16 protein-coding genes are annotated in these 16,663 nt (G+C 59.3%); 13 read left to right on the top strand and 3 right to left on the bottom strand.

From position 1 onward, the window contains the following. Positions 1-139: 139 nt before the first annotated feature. The 3 genes from nudC to Q1A07_RS06675 all read left to right on the top strand — a co-directional run bounded on the left by nudC (position 140) and on the right by Q1A07_RS06675 (position 2,549). Positions 140-1,108, top strand: coding sequence for an NAD(+) diphosphatase (nudC, locus tag Q1A07_RS06685; protein WP_299778935.1), 969 nt, complete (start codon positions 140-142; stop codon positions 1,106-1,108). A 59-nt stretch (positions 1,109-1,167) separates the two neighbouring features. Next, positions 1,168-1,611 (top strand): SRPBCC family protein, encoded by a 444-nt coding sequence (locus tag Q1A07_RS06680; RefSeq protein WP_299778933.1) that lies wholly within the window; start codon positions 1,168-1,170, stop codon positions 1,609-1,611. A gap of 71 nt (positions 1,612-1,682) precedes the next feature. Further along, positions 1,683-2,549: a hypothetical protein gene (locus tag Q1A07_RS06675; protein WP_299778931.1), complete on the top strand. Its 867-nt coding sequence runs from the start codon at positions 1,683-1,685 to the stop codon at positions 2,547-2,549. Between the two features lie 14 nt (positions 2,550-2,563). Here the strand turns inward: Q1A07_RS06675 and Q1A07_RS06670 are convergent, their stop codons facing one another. Then, on the bottom strand, positions 2,564-3,409 hold the full coding sequence (locus tag Q1A07_RS06670; protein ID WP_299778929.1) for a prephenate dehydratase: 846 nt from the start codon (positions 3,407-3,409) through the stop codon (positions 2,564-2,566). A gap of 119 nt (positions 3,410-3,528) precedes the next feature. Between Q1A07_RS06670 and Q1A07_RS06665 the strand changes: the two genes are divergently transcribed. The 5 genes from Q1A07_RS06665 (at position 3,529) to Q1A07_RS06645 (ending at position 9,935) form a co-directional block, all read left to right on the top strand. Next, positions 3,529-4,032: a cytochrome c family protein gene (locus Q1A07_RS06665; protein ID WP_299778927.1), complete on the top strand. Its 504-nt coding sequence runs from the start codon at positions 3,529-3,531 to the stop codon at positions 4,030-4,032. Positions 4,033-4,218: 186 nt separating this feature from the next. After that, positions 4,219-6,150: an extracellular solute-binding protein gene (locus tag Q1A07_RS06660; protein ID WP_299778925.1), complete on the top strand. Its 1,932-nt coding sequence runs from the start codon at positions 4,219-4,221 to the stop codon at positions 6,148-6,150. A gap of 7 nt (positions 6,151-6,157) precedes the next feature. Beyond that, positions 6,158-7,252, top strand: a complete 1,095-nt coding sequence (locus tag Q1A07_RS06655; RefSeq protein ID WP_299778923.1) for a microcin C ABC transporter permease YejB — start codon at positions 6,158-6,160, stop codon at positions 7,250-7,252. After that, the gene (locus tag Q1A07_RS06650) at positions 7,252-8,358 is read left to right on the top strand and encodes an ABC transporter permease (RefSeq protein ID WP_299778921.1); all 1,107 of its coding nucleotides are present in this window, start codon (positions 7,252-7,254) and stop codon (positions 8,356-8,358) included. Before Q1A07_RS06655 ends, Q1A07_RS06650 begins: the two co-directional genes overlap by 1 nt. Continuing rightward, the gene (locus tag Q1A07_RS06645; protein WP_299778919.1) at positions 8,355-9,935 is read left to right on the top strand and encodes an ABC transporter ATP-binding protein; all 1,581 of its coding nucleotides are present in this window, start codon (positions 8,355-8,357) and stop codon (positions 9,933-9,935) included. Before Q1A07_RS06650 ends, Q1A07_RS06645 begins: the two co-directional genes overlap by 4 nt. A gap of 58 nt (positions 9,936-9,993) precedes the next feature. Here the strand turns inward: Q1A07_RS06645 and hemN are convergent, their stop codons facing one another. Continuing rightward, positions 9,994-11,349 carry an oxygen-independent coproporphyrinogen III oxidase gene (hemN, locus tag Q1A07_RS06640; RefSeq protein ID WP_299778917.1) on the bottom strand — a complete coding sequence of 452 codons (1,356 nt, stop codon included), beginning with the start codon at positions 11,347-11,349 and terminating at the stop codon, positions 9,994-9,996. Positions 11,350-11,414: 65 nt separating this feature from the next. Here hemN and fnrL point away from each other — a divergent pair, with 65 nt between their 5' ends. After that, positions 11,415-12,158, top strand: a complete 744-nt coding sequence (fnrL, locus tag Q1A07_RS06635) for a transcriptional regulator FnrL (protein WP_299778915.1) — start codon at positions 11,415-11,417, stop codon at positions 12,156-12,158. 18 nt (positions 12,159-12,176) lie between these two features. On the opposite strand, the gene Q1A07_RS06630 is transcribed toward fnrL, so the two are convergent. Beyond that, complete coding sequence (locus Q1A07_RS06630) at positions 12,177-13,013, bottom strand: universal stress protein (protein ID WP_299778913.1); 837 nt, start codon at positions 13,011-13,013, stop codon at positions 12,177-12,179. A gap of 194 nt (positions 13,014-13,207) precedes the next feature. Here Q1A07_RS06630 and ccoN point away from each other — a divergent pair, with 194 nt between their 5' ends. Genes ccoN through ccoP form a run of 4 tightly spaced genes read left to right on the top strand, consistent with a single transcriptional unit; the run spans position 13,208 to position 16,615 of the window. Next, entirely contained in the window at positions 13,208-14,821 is a 1,614-nt protein-coding gene (gene ccoN / locus Q1A07_RS06625; protein WP_299778911.1) for a cytochrome-c oxidase, cbb3-type subunit I, read from the top strand. An 11-nt stretch (positions 14,822-14,832) separates the two neighbouring features. Next, positions 14,833-15,558 carry a cytochrome-c oxidase, cbb3-type subunit II gene (gene ccoO / locus Q1A07_RS06620; RefSeq protein WP_299778909.1) on the top strand — a complete coding sequence of 242 codons (726 nt, stop codon included), beginning with the start codon at positions 14,833-14,835 and terminating at the stop codon, positions 15,556-15,558. An 11-nt stretch (positions 15,559-15,569) separates the two neighbouring features. Next, on the top strand, positions 15,570-15,755 hold the full coding sequence (locus tag Q1A07_RS06615; RefSeq protein WP_195821543.1) for a cbb3-type cytochrome c oxidase subunit 3: 186 nt from the start codon (positions 15,570-15,572) through the stop codon (positions 15,753-15,755). After that, on the top strand, positions 15,752-16,615 hold the full coding sequence (ccoP, locus tag Q1A07_RS06610; protein ID WP_299778906.1) for a cytochrome-c oxidase, cbb3-type subunit III: 864 nt from the start codon (positions 15,752-15,754) through the stop codon (positions 16,613-16,615). The genes Q1A07_RS06615 and ccoP overlap by 4 nt, the downstream gene beginning before the upstream one ends. Positions 16,616-16,663: the final 48 nt, after the last annotated feature.

The raw sequence follows: 16,663 nt of genomic DNA, 5'->3' as shown, positions 1-16,663 counted from the left end.
AGTTTGTCAACTTGAACACGAATTAATATCCATCAGATCGCGCAATGGTTGGCAAGGCTTGTCGTGCTTCAAACAAAGGTTTGGTCTTGCAAGACCACAGACTGCGTGCCAGTCGTTCAAGAAACGACAGGGACAGGGTATGAAACACGCGGAAACGGTGACCTTTGGCGGGTCCTCGCTGGACCGGGCGGGCGAGGTGCGTGAGGATGCAGCTGCCTTGCAATCTGCCCGCAATCACCCGGACAGTCGGGCAATCCTGTTCTGGCGGGGCAAGCCGCTGATCACAACGCAGAGACCGTCCGAACTCGTGCGCCTGCTGCTGGATCATCCGGTTCTGGCATCGGCCTCGCATGAGCACATTCTGCTGGGTCGTGAAGATGGCGCTTTCCGCTTTGCCTATGACCTGTCCGACTGGGTGCCGGAGGATCTGGATGCATCCGCACTCGGCGGGTTTCTCGACCCGACAGAGCAGCAGCACCCCGCCTTGCCTGACACAATGGCATTTTTGGAACTACGGCGCATCATGACCTGGCTCACCCCCCGTGATGCGGAACTTGCGACGACCGGGAAGGCCGTCTTTGGCTGGCACGAGACGCATAAGTTCTGTTCAAGGTGCGGCGTGCAATCGGAGATCAATCTGGCGGGGTGGCAGCGCAAATGCCCAGAATGCGCCGGGACCCATTTCCCGCGCACTGACCCCGTCGTGATCATGCTGATTACGCTGGGAAACAGCGTGTTGATGGGGCGGTCACCGGGATGGCCTGACGGGATGTACTCCCTGCTCGCTGGGTTTGTTGAGCCGGGGGAGACGCTGGAAGCCGCCGTTCGGCGCGAGGTTTTTGAGGAAACAGGGGTGTCCGTCGGGCCTGTCAGCTATCTGGCCAGCCAGCCCTGGCCCTTTCCGGCGTCTTTGATGTTCGGCTGCGCTGGCGAGGCAACCAGCGAGGAGATCATGATCGATCCCGTCGAAATCGAAGACGCGCTATGGGTCAGCCGAGAAGAAATGATGCAGGTTTTTTCAGGGGATCATCCACGCATCCTGCCCGCTCGCAAAGGTGCGATTGCGCATTTTTTGCTGGAAAACTGGCTTGCGGACAGGTTGGATTGACCAGATATCAACGGACAGGCTGATACAGGCGCCTTATGAAGTTTTCGACGCAAGAGGTCATGGAAGCCCCGATTGACGCCGTGTTCGCGATGCTGACGCGTTTCGAGCACTTTGAGCGTGCGGCTATGCGGCGGGGTGCGGATGTTCAGCGCATCGACGACCTGACGACTGTGGGCGTCGGGATGAAATGGCTTGCCCGCTTTCAAGTGCGCGGCCGCACCAGAGAGCTCAAGCTGGAGGTCGAGGTCTATGAGCCGCCGCATCATATGGTTCTGGATCTCACATCTCCGGGGTTGCACGGAGACACGCGGTTTGAGCTCATCGCGCTTTCAACGCGCCGGACCCGTATCATGGTCAGCCTCGAAATGCGCCCGCTTACCCTTTCGGCACGGCTGCTGCTGCAGCCTCTCAGGCTGACAAAATCTTCACTTACCAGGAAGTACAAAGAGCGTATTGCAAGCTATATTGGCCAGATGGAAGAGCAGTATCGCAACAGCGCCTGACCGGCTTAACCATGGATTTGCCCAAAGCCGGTCGCGACTTTACCATCTTTCGCTGCTTTCTGGCTATCATGATGACACTAATCCGCCTCCATTATCGCCGTGTTCTCGTTGGTACACTGTTCTTCGGGCTCGCGGGGTTTTTGCAGTTCAACGCGGTGGATGATGGCGCGACACTGGCCATAGACTTGCTGATCACCTCTCTCTTTATGTTGATCATCGGGCTGCTGGGGTTCATCGGCGTGTCACTTTTTCCCAGTTTCCGTGTGGTGATGGAAATTGGCGCGCTTGTCTTTTTCGCCATGGCAGTGCTGCAGCGATCATCCTTTTCCCGGGTGACGGATGGGTTGCCGGACTGGATTTTATCGTGTTCCGTATTCTTTTTCTTCGCACTCTTGCACCACATCATTTACGGGCAGTGGTGGCAGAAATCCGGCCTTGGCTTTGCCGTGCGTCTCAATTCGAAGTTCAAAACACGCCAAAGACCGGAAGAGGTCTGGGCGCGGCTGGTGCCAAACCCGAACGATTTAGGGGCATATTACACAAAAACACTGCGCGCCTTTGATCCCAAACCGGGCGAGCCCGGGCATTTTGTGCAGAAAATCGGCCTGGGCGGCAGCGCTGTGCTTGAATTGCAGATTGAGGTGAAGGAGTGCAGCCCGTTCCGGCGGTTCCACTATGATTTTCACGCCGACACCAGTGATCGCAACCGGACATTCAATCGTGGGACCTGTGACATTCAGTTAACCGATCTGGGCGCTGATGGAACCTTGGTCGAGATCTCCGAAATCAACGAGAAACTCGCCGTCGGCGAAGCGTTGTTGATGTGGTTCGACAATCTGGGCGCGCAGGTTAGTGCGTCGGCTCGGGCGGTACTGGATGGATCACGCGACTGGACATTGATCGGCAAGATGCGGCGGGATGTACAGGCGTTGAGCTAGTTTCCGCGCTGCATCTAGTTGCGTCCAGGGTCAGCCGGATACACACCCAGAATCTCGATCATATTGGTGAAGTAATCCAACTCTTCCAGCGCACGCCGCACGCCGGGATCCTCGGGGTGCCCTTCGATATCGGCATAAAATTGCGTGGCGGTGAAGGACCCGCCGACCATATAGCTTTCCAGCTTGGTCATGTTGATTCCGTTGGTCGCAAAGCCGCCCATGGCCTTGTAGAGCGCGGCAGGAATGTTGCGTACCTCAAAAACGAAGCTGGTGATCATGCCATGAGCGCCGCGGCGTTTATGGTCCGCCTCGGGAGACATCAGCAGGAAACGGGTTGTGTTGTTGCCCTCATCCTCGATGTGACGCGCCAGGAGATCAAGGCCATAGATCTCTGCCGCCAGTTCGCTGGCAAGCGCGGCCATTGCGGGGTCTCCGGCGGTGGCGACCTCTTTGGCAGAGCCTGCGGTATCGGCGCCGGTTACCCGCGAGATACCGTGCTGGGCGAGGAATTCCTTGCACTGCCCCAACAAAACGGTGTGGCTCATTGCCGACTTGATCTCCCCGATAGGTGTTCCCGGTACGGCCAGCAGGTTGATGTGCACGCGCACAAAGGCTTCCTCGATGATGTGCAGCCCGGACTTGGGCAGCAGGGAATGAATGTCGGCGACGCGTCCGTAGGTCGAGTTCTCAACCGGCAGCATCGCCAGTTCGGCGTCCCCTGAGCGCACGGCATCTACCGCATCTTCGAACGTCGCGCAGGGCACCGGTGTCATGTCGGGGCGGGCGCTGCGGCAGGCCTCGTGGCTATAGGCCCCCAGCTCTCCCTGAAAGGCGATACGGGCGGACGATGCTGTGCTCATTAAGCGATCCTTGGTTCTTTTCTTCTATGCGAGGTCGATTGGTCGCGGTAAGTACACCTTGCCACCGGTAAGGTGAAGCAATAGATACCGCCCAAACCCATAGAAACGGATCGCTGAGTATGTTCGACACAATGACCTTCACCAAAGCAGCCGGTGGCATCTGCGGCGCGCTGCTCGTGTTTCTGCTAGGTAAGTGGGCTGCGGAAGAATTGTACCATGTGGAAAGCCATGGCGAGGCATCCTACGTGATCGAGGTCGAAGGCGGTGAAGAAGTGGCGGAGGTCGAGGAGGTCGACTTCGCAACGGTTCTCGCAGCAGCTGATCCTGAAGACGGCGCCAAGGTGTTCCGCAAATGCTCGGCCTGTCACAAACTGGCCGATGGCGAGAATGGCACAGGCCCGCATCTCTACGGCGTTGTCGGACGTGACAAGGGCGCAGTGGGCGGCTTCAACTACTCCGATACATTGGCTTCTATGGACGGGGCCTGGACAGCGGAAAATCTCAACGGCTTCCTGGAAAAGCCTTCCTCCTATGCGCCGGGCACGTCGATGAGCTTTGCCGGTTTGCGGAAAGTGGAAGAGCGGGCTGATCTGATTGCCTATCTCGACAGCCTCGACAACTGATCTTAACGACTAATTAACCAAAAAAGCCGCTTGTTCAGAAACAGGCGGCTTTTTTGTTGTTTCAGGGTGGCAGAGCACTGCGGATCACATTTTCGCAACTTGTAACTTGGCGCGGTGTCCCGTTAGCTTACATGGTTAACGACGCAGATGCCGACACAGACGGCGCAAGACCGGAGGATATGCCAGATGAAACCCCCACAGGCTCAGGCGAAGACACGTACGGCGGTGGCGCGCGCCCTCGATTTCAGTATCGGCCTACTGATCCTGACGCTGGCGCTTTTCTGGACCAGCAGCCTGCGCGCCGAGGAAGAAACCATCGTCAGCCATGGCTATTCCTTTTACGGAGAGCTGACCTATCCAAAGGACTTCAATCACTTCAACTATGTGAATCCTGACGCGCCCAAGGGCGGCGAAATCTCACTGTCTTTTGTGGGAACACTCGATTCGATGAACCCTTACAACGGCAAGGGCCGGGCGCATCTCTTTTCGGTTTTCCATTATGAGAGCCTGCTGGGGTCAGCGCCAAGTCAGGTGTCGCTGCCCGCGGATGTTTACAGCGAATATTACTGCCTCTTGTGCGAGAGTGTGGAGTACCCCAAGGGCCGCGAATGGGTTATTTTCCGCATGCGCCCCGAGGCGCGGTTTTCGGATGGAACACCCGTCACTGCGCATGATGTCGTTTTCAGCCACAATCTGATCCTGGATCAGGGCCTCAGATCTTTTCGTGAGGCGGTGAAAAAACGCATCCCGAAAGTCGAGGCGATCGACGACCATACCGTCAAGTTCTACTTCGCCGATGGTATTTCGCGCCGGAGCCTGATTGAGCAGGTCGGCAATACCACTGTGTGGCAAAAGAAATGGTTTGATGAGACCGGCAATAGGTTGGATGAAACCTGGATCGAGACACCGCCCGGCTCCGGTCCTTACGTGATCGAAAGCGTCGATCTGACGAGACGGATCGTTCTCAAGCGCAACCCGGACTACTGGGGAAAGGATTTGCCGATCAACGTTGGCCGCAACAATTTTGATCGCATCCGGCTGGAAATTTTCGGCGACGACACAGCGGCGTTCGAAGGGTTCAAGGCGGGCGAATATACGTTCCGCTCGGAAGGCGACAGCCGCAAATGGGCCACCGGATACGATTTTCCAAAGGTCGATCAGGGCCATGTCGTCAAAAAGCCGTTGCCTGATGGGTCGCCTCCGGTGCCAACAGGGATTGTCTTCAACCTTGGAAAAGACGTCTTGAAAGACAGGCGTGTACGGGAGGCGATTGCGTTGGCGTTCAACTTCGAATGGACCAACGAGAGCCTTCAATACGGTCTTTTTTCGCAGCGCTCGTCGTTTTCACAAGGAACGCCCATCGAGGCAAAAGGGAAACCGGAAGGGCTGGAACTGGAGCTGTTGCAGTCACTGGGCGATCTTGTCCCACCGGAGATGCTGACCGAGGACGTGCGCCAGCCCCATACGTCGAATGCCTCCCGGGTCTTCGACAGGCGCAATGCACGTCGGGCCATGCAGTTGCTGGATGAGGCGGGCTATACCATCGGTGACAACGGCACACGTGCTGACGCATCGGGCAAGCCCCTGAAGCTGAATTTTCTGCTCAGCGGGTCGTCTTCGGCTACGGGCAAAGCGGTGATGGAGAATTTCGTCGCCAATGTTCGAAAGCTTGGTATCGACATAACGCTCGAAATCGTGGACCCCGCGCAATATACCTCTCGCGAACGAGACCGTGATTATGATCTGGTTTTTGATCAATACGCTGCGTTTTTGGGGACGGGAACGGGTCTGCCCCAATTCTATGGATCCGAAGCCGCCGAGTTTTCGCTTTTCAACCCTGCCGGCTTGGCCAGCCCTCTGGTCGATGCCATCATTGACAGATCCTTGCAGGTGGTGACCCGCGAAGAGGAAAAGGCCGCGGTCATGGCGCTGGATCGTGCGTTGAGACATGAATTCTTCATGATCCCCCTGTGGTATAATCCCGATCACTGGGTGGCATATTACGATCAGTATGAGCATCCCGAGAATATTCCGCCTTACGCGTTGGGGCAGCTCGATTTCTGGTGGTATAATCAGGACAAGGCGGATGCCTTGCGTGATGCCGGGGCGCTGAGGTAACCGCTGTATGGGCGCCTATATTGTCCGACGATTGCTGCTGATCATTCCGACGCTGCTCGGGATCATGCTGATCAATTTTGCATTGGTGCAGTTTGTCCCCGGGGGGCCGGTGGAGCAGGCGATTGCCCGTGCACAGGGCGGTGGCGATGTCTTTGGCGGCTTTGCCGGGACCAACAACGACGCCGGGGCGGATGAACTTAGCACCACCACAAACGAGAGTGAGTACATTGGTGCGCGGGGATTGCCGCCAGAGTTCATTGCAGAACTGGAAAAAGAGTTCGGGTTCGACAAACCTCCGGTGGAACGGTTTCTGAACATGCTTTGGAACTACGCCCGGTTCGATTTCGGAGAGAGCTATTTCCGATCCATTTCGGTCATTGATCTGATCAAGGAAAAGCTGCCGGTCTCGATCACGCTGGGCCTCTGGTCCACGCTGATTGCCTATCTGGTGTCGATCCCGCTGGGCATTCGCAAGGCGGTCAAGGATGGCACCAGCTTTGACACATGGACCTCCGGTGCCATCATCGCGGCCTATGCGATCCCGGGATTTCTCTTCGCCATCCTGCTGCTGGTGCTCTTTGCCGGGGGGTCCTACTGGCAGATCTTCCCGCTGCGGGGCCTGACGTCGGATAACTTTGATCAACTCAGCCCGCTGGGCAAGGTGGCGGATTACTTCTGGCACATCACGCTGCCCGTGCTGGCCTCGACCATCTCGGCCTTTGCCACGCTGACGCTGCTGACCAAGAACAGCTTTCTCGACGAGATCAAAAAGCAATACGTGATCACCGCCCGCGCCAAGGGGCTGGCCGAACGCCGCGTGCTTTATGGCCACGTGTTCCGCAACGCCATGCTGATCGTGATTGCGGGCTTCCCGGCGGTCTTCATCGGCGTGTTCTTTGGTGGCTCGCTGATCATCGAGACGATTTTCAGCCTCGATGGCCTTGGCCGCCTCGGCTTCGAGGCGGCGGTGGCGCGCGATTACCCGGTGGTCTTCGGCACGCTTTTCATCTTTGGGCTGATCGGCCTGATCGTGGGCATCCTGTCGGACCTGATGTATGTGTTGGTCGATCCGCGGATCGATTTTGAGCGGAGGGAAGGCTGATGGCTCTGTCCCCCCTCAACCAACGCCGCTGGCGCAATTTCAAGCGGAACAAGCGGGCCTATTGGTCGCTGTGGATTTTCGCGCTGCTTTTTGGCATCTCGCTGATGGCCGAATTCGTGGCCTATGACAAACCCATCCTCGTGCAGTATCGCGGGAGCTACTATACGCCGATCTGGAATTTCTACCCCGAAACAGAGTTTGGTGGCGATTTCCAGACCGAGGCGGTCTATCGCGATCCAGAGGTGAAATGCCTGATTGAAACCGGCGGTCTTGATCTGTGTTTCGATGATCCCGAAGGGTACTTCGAGGACGCGCAGGACGGCGTCGTCGATGGCGAGAGCATCGAAAAGGGCTGGGCCATCTGGCCGCTGATCCCCTATTCCTTCAACACCGCGGTCGACAGACCGGGTGCAGCGCCGCTGCCGCCCAATGGGGAAAACCTGCTGGGCACCGATGGCACCAAGCGCGATGTGCTGGCGCGGGTCATCCACGGGTTTCGCCTGTCGATCCTGTTCACGCTGATTGTCACCGGTGCCGCGAGCCTGATCGGGATATTCGCAGGCGCGGTCCAGGGGTTTTTCGGCGGCAAGACCGATCTCATCTTTCAGCGCATCATTGAAATCTGGTCGTCTACCCCCTCGCTCTATGTGATCATCATCATGTTCGCCATTCTGGGCCGAAGTTTCTGGCTGCTGGTCATCCTGCTGGTGCTCTTCAGCTGGACATCGCTGGTGGGCGTTGTGCGCGCCGAATTCCTGCGCGCCCGCAATCTGGAATACGTCCGGGCCGCGCGCGCCTTGGGGGTGTCGAACGTCACGATCATGTTCCGCCACATGCTGCCTAACGCCATGGTCGCGATGCTGACAATGCTGCCCTTCATCATCACCGGGACGATCTCGACACTGGCGATCCTTGATTTTCTGGGCTTTGGCCTGCCGTCTTCGGCGCCCTCGCTGGGTGAGCTCACCCTGCAGGCGAAACAGAACCTGCAAGCGCCCTGGCTGGCCTTCACGGCTTTCTTCACCTTCGCCATCATGCTCTCGCTTCTTGTTTTCATCTTCGAAGGCATCCGTGATGCCTTTGACCCCAGAAAGACCTTTTCATGAGTGCACTTCTGGAGGTGAAAGACCTGCGGGTCGGGTTCCGGCAGGACGGACAGGTCACCGAAGCCGTGAAGGGTGTGAGCTTCTCGGTGGAACGTGGGGAGACCGTTGCGCTGGTGGGTGAATCCGGCTCAGGCAAATCCGTCTCGGCGCTCTCAACCGTATCCTTGCTGGGCGACAGCGCAGAGGTCTCCGGATCTGTCACCTATGAAGGCCAGCAGATGATCGGTGCCAGTGAGGCGCAACTGCGCAAGGTGCGCGGCAATGACATCAGCTTCATCTTTCAAGAGCCGATGACGTCGCTCAACCCGCTGCACACCATTGAAAAGCAACTGGCAGAGAGCCTCGCCCTGCATCAGGGGCTGGCCGGTGCCGCTGCCCGGGCCCGTATTCTCGAACTGCTGGACCAGGTCGGCATTCAGGACGCTGAAAGCCGGATCGGCAGCTATCCGCATCAACTCTCGGGCGGGCAGCGGCAGCGCGTGATGATCGCCATGGCGCTGGCCAATGAGCCGGACGTGCTGATCGCGGACGAGCCGACCACGGCGCTCGATGTCACCATCCAGGCGCAGATTCTCGACCTGCTCAAAGAGCTCAAGGACCGGCTGGGCATGGGGCTTTTGTTCATCACCCATGACCTCGGCATCGTGCGGCGGATCGCGGACCGGGTCTGCGTCATGCAGCACGGCGAAATCGTGGAAACAGGGCCCGCGCGTGAGATCTTTGATGCGCCGCAGCACCCCTACACCATCAAGCTTCTGAGTGCTGAGCCATCGGGCACCCCTGCGCCCGTGCCGGAGACCGCCGAGGTTGTCGCAAAAACCGACAATCTGAAAATCTGGTTCCCGATCCACGCGGGTCTGCTGCGCCGCACGGTGGGCCATGTGAAGGCCGTGAACGACGCGAGCCTGTCGGTGCGGGCGGGCGAAACCATCGGCATCGTGGGCGAAAGCGGGTCTGGCAAGACAACGCTGGCGCTGGCGGTGATGCGGCTCATCGCCTCCGAAGGGCAGATCGTCTTCATGGGGCAGGACGTGCGCAAGTGGTCGACACGGGAACTGCGCGGGCTGCGCAAGGACATGCAGATCGTATTTCAGGACCCCTACGGGTCGCTCTCGCCCCGTATGACCTGCGCGCAGATCATCTCCGAAGGGCTGGGCATTCACAAGGTCGATGCGGACCGTGATCCGCGCGATCTGGTGCGCGAGGTCATGGTGGAGGTTGGTCTCGATCCCGCAACCATGGACCGCTACCCGCATGAGTTCTCCGGCGGGCAACGCCAGCGGATTGCCATTGCCCGCGCCATGGTGCTGCGGCCCCGGCTGCTGGTGCTGGATGAGCCGACCTCGGCGCTGGATATGACGGTGCAGGTCCAGATCGTGGATCTGCTGCGCGATCTTCAGGCAAAATACGGGCTGGCCTATATATTCATCTCGCATGATCTGAAGGTCGTGCGGGCCATGTCGCATCAGGTCATGGTGATGAAGCGTGGCGATGTCATCGAGACTGGCGATGTCGACGCAGTCTTCGACCGACCGCAACACAGCTACACACAAACGCTGCTGCAAGCGACGACCTAAGCTGCGGAAGGACCACCGCGAGGCAGCAGGTAGGGTGGGCCTTGGGCCACCGCTATTCTCAGATGGCCGACGCGTGCCCCGCGCCCGACATGTCATAGGCATCGAAATGCCGGGCAATGATCCGGGTCAGCGGTTTCCCTTCGGGGCGAATACGCAGGCCGGTCTCACTGATCTGCACCATGTCGTCAAAACGCTCTGCTGCCTCGCGCAGCAAGGCGGTGACGCGTGCGCCTGACCCCGGGAAGCGGGTGGTGATGTCGATCAGGCTTACTTCGAAATCGCACATCAGCGCCTCGATGATCCGCGCCCGCAGCAGATCGTCACCCGCGAACGCATGCCCGCGCGTGGTGGAGAAATGCCCTTGCTGGATCGCCTTTGCATAGGCGGACGTAGCCGGGGCGTTCTGCGCGTATCCTTGTGGAAAACGCGAAATCGCGGAGGCCCCGAGCCCGATCAGCACATCCGCCGGGTCGTCCGTATAGCCCTGGAAGTTTCGCCGCAGCCGCCCGGAGCGCGCCGCAATGGCGAGCGTGTCGTGCGGCGCTGCAAAGTGATCGATCCCGATCTGAGTGTACCCGTCCCAGTCAAACAAGCGCCGTGCGGTATCAAAGAGTTTCAGCCGCTTTTCCGGCGCGGGCAGGGCGTCGCTGGGGATCATTGATTGCCGCCGTGCCATCCAAGGCACATGCGCATAGCCGTAAAGGGCGACACGGTCTGGATTCAACGTCAGCAGTTTCTGCACGGAATCGGCAATGCGTGCCTCATCCTGATGCGGCAGCCCAAAGAGGATGTCGGCATTGAGAGAGGTGATGCTGGCCCCGCGCAGCATTTCCGCCGCGTCGCGGGTGATCTCGAATCCCTGAATGCGGCCGATCGTGCTTTGCACCTCCGGATCGAAATCCTGCACGCCGATGGAGGCACGGGTCATCCCCGCCCTGGCCAGCGCATCGACGCGCGCGGCATCTATTTCATTGGGATCGATCTCGACGGAAAACTCTGCAGTGCGCGCCAAGGGGGCAATATCTGCAACTGCACCGGACAACTCGCCGATCATCTCGGGGGAGAGCAGCGTTGGTGTGCCGCCGCCCCAATGCATACGGCTCAGCGTGATACCCTCCGGCAGCCAGCGGCCGAGCATGGTGATTTCCTGTATCAGCGTGTCCAGATAGCTTGCCACCGGCGACAGCGTCTGCGTGCCTTGCGTCCGGCAGGCACAGAACCAGCACAGCCTGCGGCAAAACGGAATGTGCAGATAGAGCGAAATCTGACTGCCCGGCGGCACCGCCTGCACCCACTCCTGCATATGCCCACTGCCGGTCGTGGGCTTGAACTGGGGCGCGGTTGGGTAGCTCGTATAACGCGGAACCATCGCGTCAAAAAGCCCCAGCTTGGCTAATTTGGATGTCATGTGCATACTGTTCCAATAAAGTGCGCCGTGTCGTCGTTCCTTGACACAGATCAAAAAATGGAGCTTTCAAAATGCAGCAGGTGGTTGCCCCTGCCTTCAAGAATTGTACCGACTGCCCGATCCGGCATCGTGCGGTCTGTGCCAAATGCGACAGCGAAGAGCTGGAGCTGCTGGAGGACATCAAATACTACCGCAGCTTCAGCGCCGGGCAGCCGGTGATGTGGGCTGGCGACCATATGGATTTCGTGGCTTCCGTGGTGTCTGGCGTGGCGACCCTGACCCAGACGATGGAGGATGGGCGCACGCAGATGGTAGGCCTGCTGCTGCCGTCGGATTTCGTGGGGCGTCCGGGGCGCGGTGTGGCGGCCTACACGGTCACCGCGACAACCGATCTGACGATGTGTTGCTTCAGGCGTAAACCGTTTGAAAAGATGATCGATACCACACCCCATGTGGCGCATCGCCTGCTGGAAATGACCCTGGACGAGTTGGATGCGGCGCGGGAATGGATGCTGGTTCTGGGCCGCAAGACCGCGCGGGAAAAAATCGCCAGCCTGCTGTCGATCATCGCGCGGCGGGATGCGCTGCTCGGGTCGGCACCGCCCGGCAAGGAACTGGTCTTTGATCTTCCCCTGACACGCGAAGCGATGGCTGACTACCTCGGGCTTACGCTGGAGACCGTCAGCCGCCAGATCTCTGCGCTCAAACGCGACGGGATCATCTCGCTCAGCGGCAAGCGGAAGATCAGCATACCGGATATGGACCGGCTGCTGACCGAAGCAGGGGATGACAGCGATGGCGGGTATCTGACCTGATCCGCCATTGCACTGGTCCTAGTGCGCCATGAACACGGGCACTTTTGCATGCTCCAGCATTTCCCGTGTGGCACCGCCAAGGATAGCCTCGCGGAAACGGGAGTGTCCGTAGCCGCCCATGACCAGCATGTCCGAATCCGTTTCCGTGACGTGGCGCTGCAAGCGTTCGCTTACACGGGCACCGCTGCGTGACATCACCTGGATGTCGCAGTTTACGCCGTGACGGGACAGCATAACGGCCAGCGCGCCGCCAGGGTCGGACCGGTCCGCCGCATGTTCCGGCGGGTCGATGATCGCGATATGAACTTCCGTCGCCGCGATCAGAAACGGCATGGCAGACCGTATGGCCCGCAGCGCCTCGGCGCTCTCATTCCAGCCGATCACGATGCGGGAGGGCACGGCAACCGGGTCCACATCGGGCATGACCAGCGTAGGGCAGGCTGCGTCAAACATCATCGCCTCTAGGATCAGGCTTTCCTCGCTGCTGCTGGTATCGCGGTAAGGCAAAGAAACGACGCAGAGGTCGGCAAACCGGGCGGCCTGTGACAAGGGGCGACCGGCATCCGCCAGTGTTGCGACCGCTATTGTTGTGTTCCAGCGCAGCTTGCTCGTTTCCAGCCAGGTGTCGGCTTCCTTGCGGACTTTGGCGCCTTTCTTATGCGCCTCTTCTAGGGCCGTTTGCACGATGAAGGCATTTGCGCCAACTTCGTAGTAGTTGCTGCGTGATCGGTCCATACCGAGACACATGACATCAAGATGCGCGTCCTGCGCTTCTGTCATGGCCGCAGCCTGTGCAAGTGCGGCCTTTTGCGCGTCAAAGGAGGTCATTGCGGTGAAAATGGTTTTGAACGACATCGCCAGGGTCCTTTCAAGAGGGTCTTCTCTTTCAACCTAGCCGCGCATTTTCCCTATCTCCTTGATCTTTGTCAGGGTAAATCCTTTGGGGAGTTGATGCAGATCAAGGCGCGCGGAAACACTTCGCGCGACACCCGCATCACCAAGAACGTTCCCACGCATGCGTGGGGCTAACCGGAAGGGAACCCGGAGCAATGAATACCGGAACACTAAACTACGTGAAGCTGGTGGTCCTGGCGCTCGCCACGCTGTTCACAATGATCGCGGCAAGCTATGCCCGCGATCTTGCCTATCAGGTCCACATGGTGATCTTCATGATCGTCGCCGCAGGGTTGTTCCTGACAACGCTGCGCGCAACGGATGAGCCTGCCGCACCAACCCCGACAAATGAGTATTTCGACAGCGTCGTGCGCGCGGGCGTCATCGCCACCGCGTTCTGGGGTGTCGTCGGGTTTCTGGTGGGCGTGGTGATCGCCTTTCAGCTGGCATTTCCACAACTGAATTTCGCCTGGGCCGAAGGCTACGCGAATTTTGGCAGGTTACGCCCACTGCACACCTCGGCGGTGATTTTTGCGTTTGGGGGCAACGCCTTGATTGCAACCTCATTCTTCGTGGTGCAGCGGACCTCGGCCGCGCGGCTTTGGGGCGGTAATCTGGGCTGGTTCGTGTTCTGGGGCTATCAGCTCTTCATCGTTCTGGCGGCGACTGGATATCTGTTGGGCGGTACGCAGTCCAAGGAATACGCCGAGCCCGAATGGTACGTCGATATCTGGCTGACCATTGTCTGGGTCGCTTATCTCGCCGTCTATCTCGGCACGATCATCAAGCGCAAGGAGCCGCATATCTATGTGGCCAACTGGTTCTTCCTGGCCTTCATCGTGACCGTGGCGATGCTGCATATCGTCAACAACATCTCCATTCCCGTGTCCATCTGGGGTTCGAAATCAGTGCAGGTCTTCTCGGGCGTGCAGGATGCGATGGTGCAGTGGTGGTATGGCCACAACGCGGTGGGCTTTTTCCTGACCGCCGGGTTCCTGGGCATGATGTACTACTTCGTGCCGAAGCAGGCGGAACGTCCGGTATTCTCTTACAAGCTGTCGATCATTCACTTCTGGGCGCTGATCTTCCTCTATATCTGGGCGGGTCCGCACCACTTGCACTACACCGCGCTGCCGGATTGGGCGTCGACACTCGGCATGGTCTTCTCGATCATCCTGTGGATGCCCAGCTGGGGCGGCATGATCAACGGTCTGATGACGCTGCAGGGTGCCTGGGACAAGCTGCGCACCGACCCGGTGCTGCGGATGATGGTCACCAGCCTCGCCTTCTACGGCATGTCCACCTTCGAGGGGCCGATGATGTCGATCCGCTCGGTCAACTCCCTGTCACACTACACCGACTGGACCATTGGCCACGTGCATTCCGGTGCGCTCGGCTGGAATGGTCTGATCACCTTCGGCGCGCTCTACTACCTGGTGCCCGTGCTGTGGAAACGCGAGCGGCTCTATTCGCTGTCACTGGTCAGCTGGCACTTCTGGCTCGCCACCATCGGCATCGTGCTCTACGCGGCGTCCATGTGGGTGACCGGCATCATGGAGGGCCTGATGTGGCGCGAAGTGGATGCCAACGGCTTCCTCGTGAACAGCTTTGCCGACACCGTGAGCGCCAAGTTCCCCATGTATGTGGTGCGCGGTCTGGGCGGGGTTCTGTTCCTCTCCGGTGCCATCATCATGTGCTACAATCTGTGGATGACTGTCCGCGCGGCCCCTGCCAAGGCGTCGCTCGGTACAGCTGTCCCCGCTGAATAAGGAGGGGTGAAATGTCGATCCTTTCAAAACACAAGCTCATCGAAACCAATGCCACCCTTTTGCTGATCCTCAGCTTTCTGGTGGTGACCATCGGTGGGATCGTGCAGATCGTACCGCTCTTCTATCTCGAAAATACCATCGAGAAAGTCGAAGGCATGCGGCCCTATTCGCCCCTGGAACTGACCGGTCGGGATATCTACGTGCGCGAAGGCTGCTATGTCTGCCACAGCCAGATGATCCGCCCGATGCGTGACGAGGTGGAGCGCTATGGCCACTACTCGCTTGCCGCAGAGAGCATGTATGACCACCCGCACCAGTGGGGGTCCAAACGCACCGGTCCGGATCTGGCCCGGGTGGGCGGACGGTACTCCGACGACTGGCATATCGATCACCTGCGCGACCCGCAGTCCGTGGTGCCGGAGTCGATCATGCCAAAGTACGGCTTTCTGGAGCGCACGCTGCTGGACGCCGAGCATGTACAGGACCTGCTGGAGACTCATGCCTTTGTCGGCGTGCCCTACACCGACGAGATGATCCAGTCGGCTGCAGCAGATTTCCGGGCGCAGGCCGATCCCGACAGCGACTATGACGACATGCTGGAACGCTATCCGGGCGCGCAGGTGCGTAACTTCGACGGCCAGCCGGGGATTTCCGAGGCCGACGCGCTGATCGCTTACCTGCAGATGCTGGGCACGCTGGTCGATTTCTCGACCTTCACCCCAGACGCAAGCCGCTAAAGGAGAGACCGATGGAAACCTACAGTCTCTTACGTGAGTTCGCGGACAGCTGGATGCTGTTGCTGCTGTTCTGCGTCTTCGTTGGCATCTGGTTCTGGGTCATCCGGCCCGGGTCCAGCAAGACCCACCGTGACGCCGCGACCATGATTTTCCGAAATGACGAACGACCCGCCCCGGATAAGGAGGCACAGAAATGAGCAAAGTTCCCCCAAAACAAGAGGGTGATCCGAATACCACCGGCCACAGCTGGGACGGGATCGAGGAATTTGACAACCCGATGCCACGCTGGTGGCTGTGGACCTTCTACGCCACCATCGTCTGGGGCGTGATCTACACCATCGCCTATCCCGCGTGGCCGCTGGTGTCCTCTGCCACCGCCGGTCTGCTGGGCTATTCTACCCGGGCTGAAGTGGCCGCCGAAATCAGTGCCGTCGAAGAAGCCAACGCCGGGATCAACGCCCAGCTGGCGTCGGCGGAACTGACCGAGATTTCGGCAGATACCACGCTGAACAGCTATGCGGTGTCGTCCGGGGCTGCGGTTTTCCGTACCTGGTGCGCGCAGTGTCACGGATCGGGTGCGGCCGGTTTTGTCGGCTACCCGAACCTGCTCGACGATGACTGGCTCTGGGGGGGCGATATCGAAGCCATTCACGCCACTATTGCCCACGGTATCCGCAACGAAGAAGACCCGGATGCGCGGTATTCCGAAATGCCGGCTTTCGGTGAGATACTGGAGCCAGAGGAAATTTCGCAGGTCGTGCACTACGTCATGCAGCTTTCGGGCGGCGATGCCGATGCGGGACTGGCCGGGCCCGGCGCGGAGGTTTTTGCCGATAACTGCAGCTCTTGCCATGGCGAGAACGGGCTTGGAGACCGCGAATTGGGTGCCCCGAATCTGGCCGATGCGATCTGGCTTTACGGAGGGGATGAGGCCGCGCTGACCGAGACTGTGACCTATAGCCGCTATGGCGTCATGCCACCTTGGACACAGCGTTTGACCGAGGCACAGATCAGGGCGGTGGCACTCTACGTCCACCAACTTGGCGGGGGCGAATAATCCCCGCCGGACAGGGCCGGGTTTGTGGTATGGTGTCACAAATACGCT

It is taken from the genome of uncultured Roseobacter sp. (assembly GCF_947492555.1).
GTDB lineage: Bacteria > Pseudomonadota > Alphaproteobacteria > Rhodobacterales > Rhodobacteraceae > Roseobacter.
The sequence above is the reverse complement of the archived record's forward strand: the minus strand, read 5'-3'. Positions and strand labels throughout refer to the sequence as shown.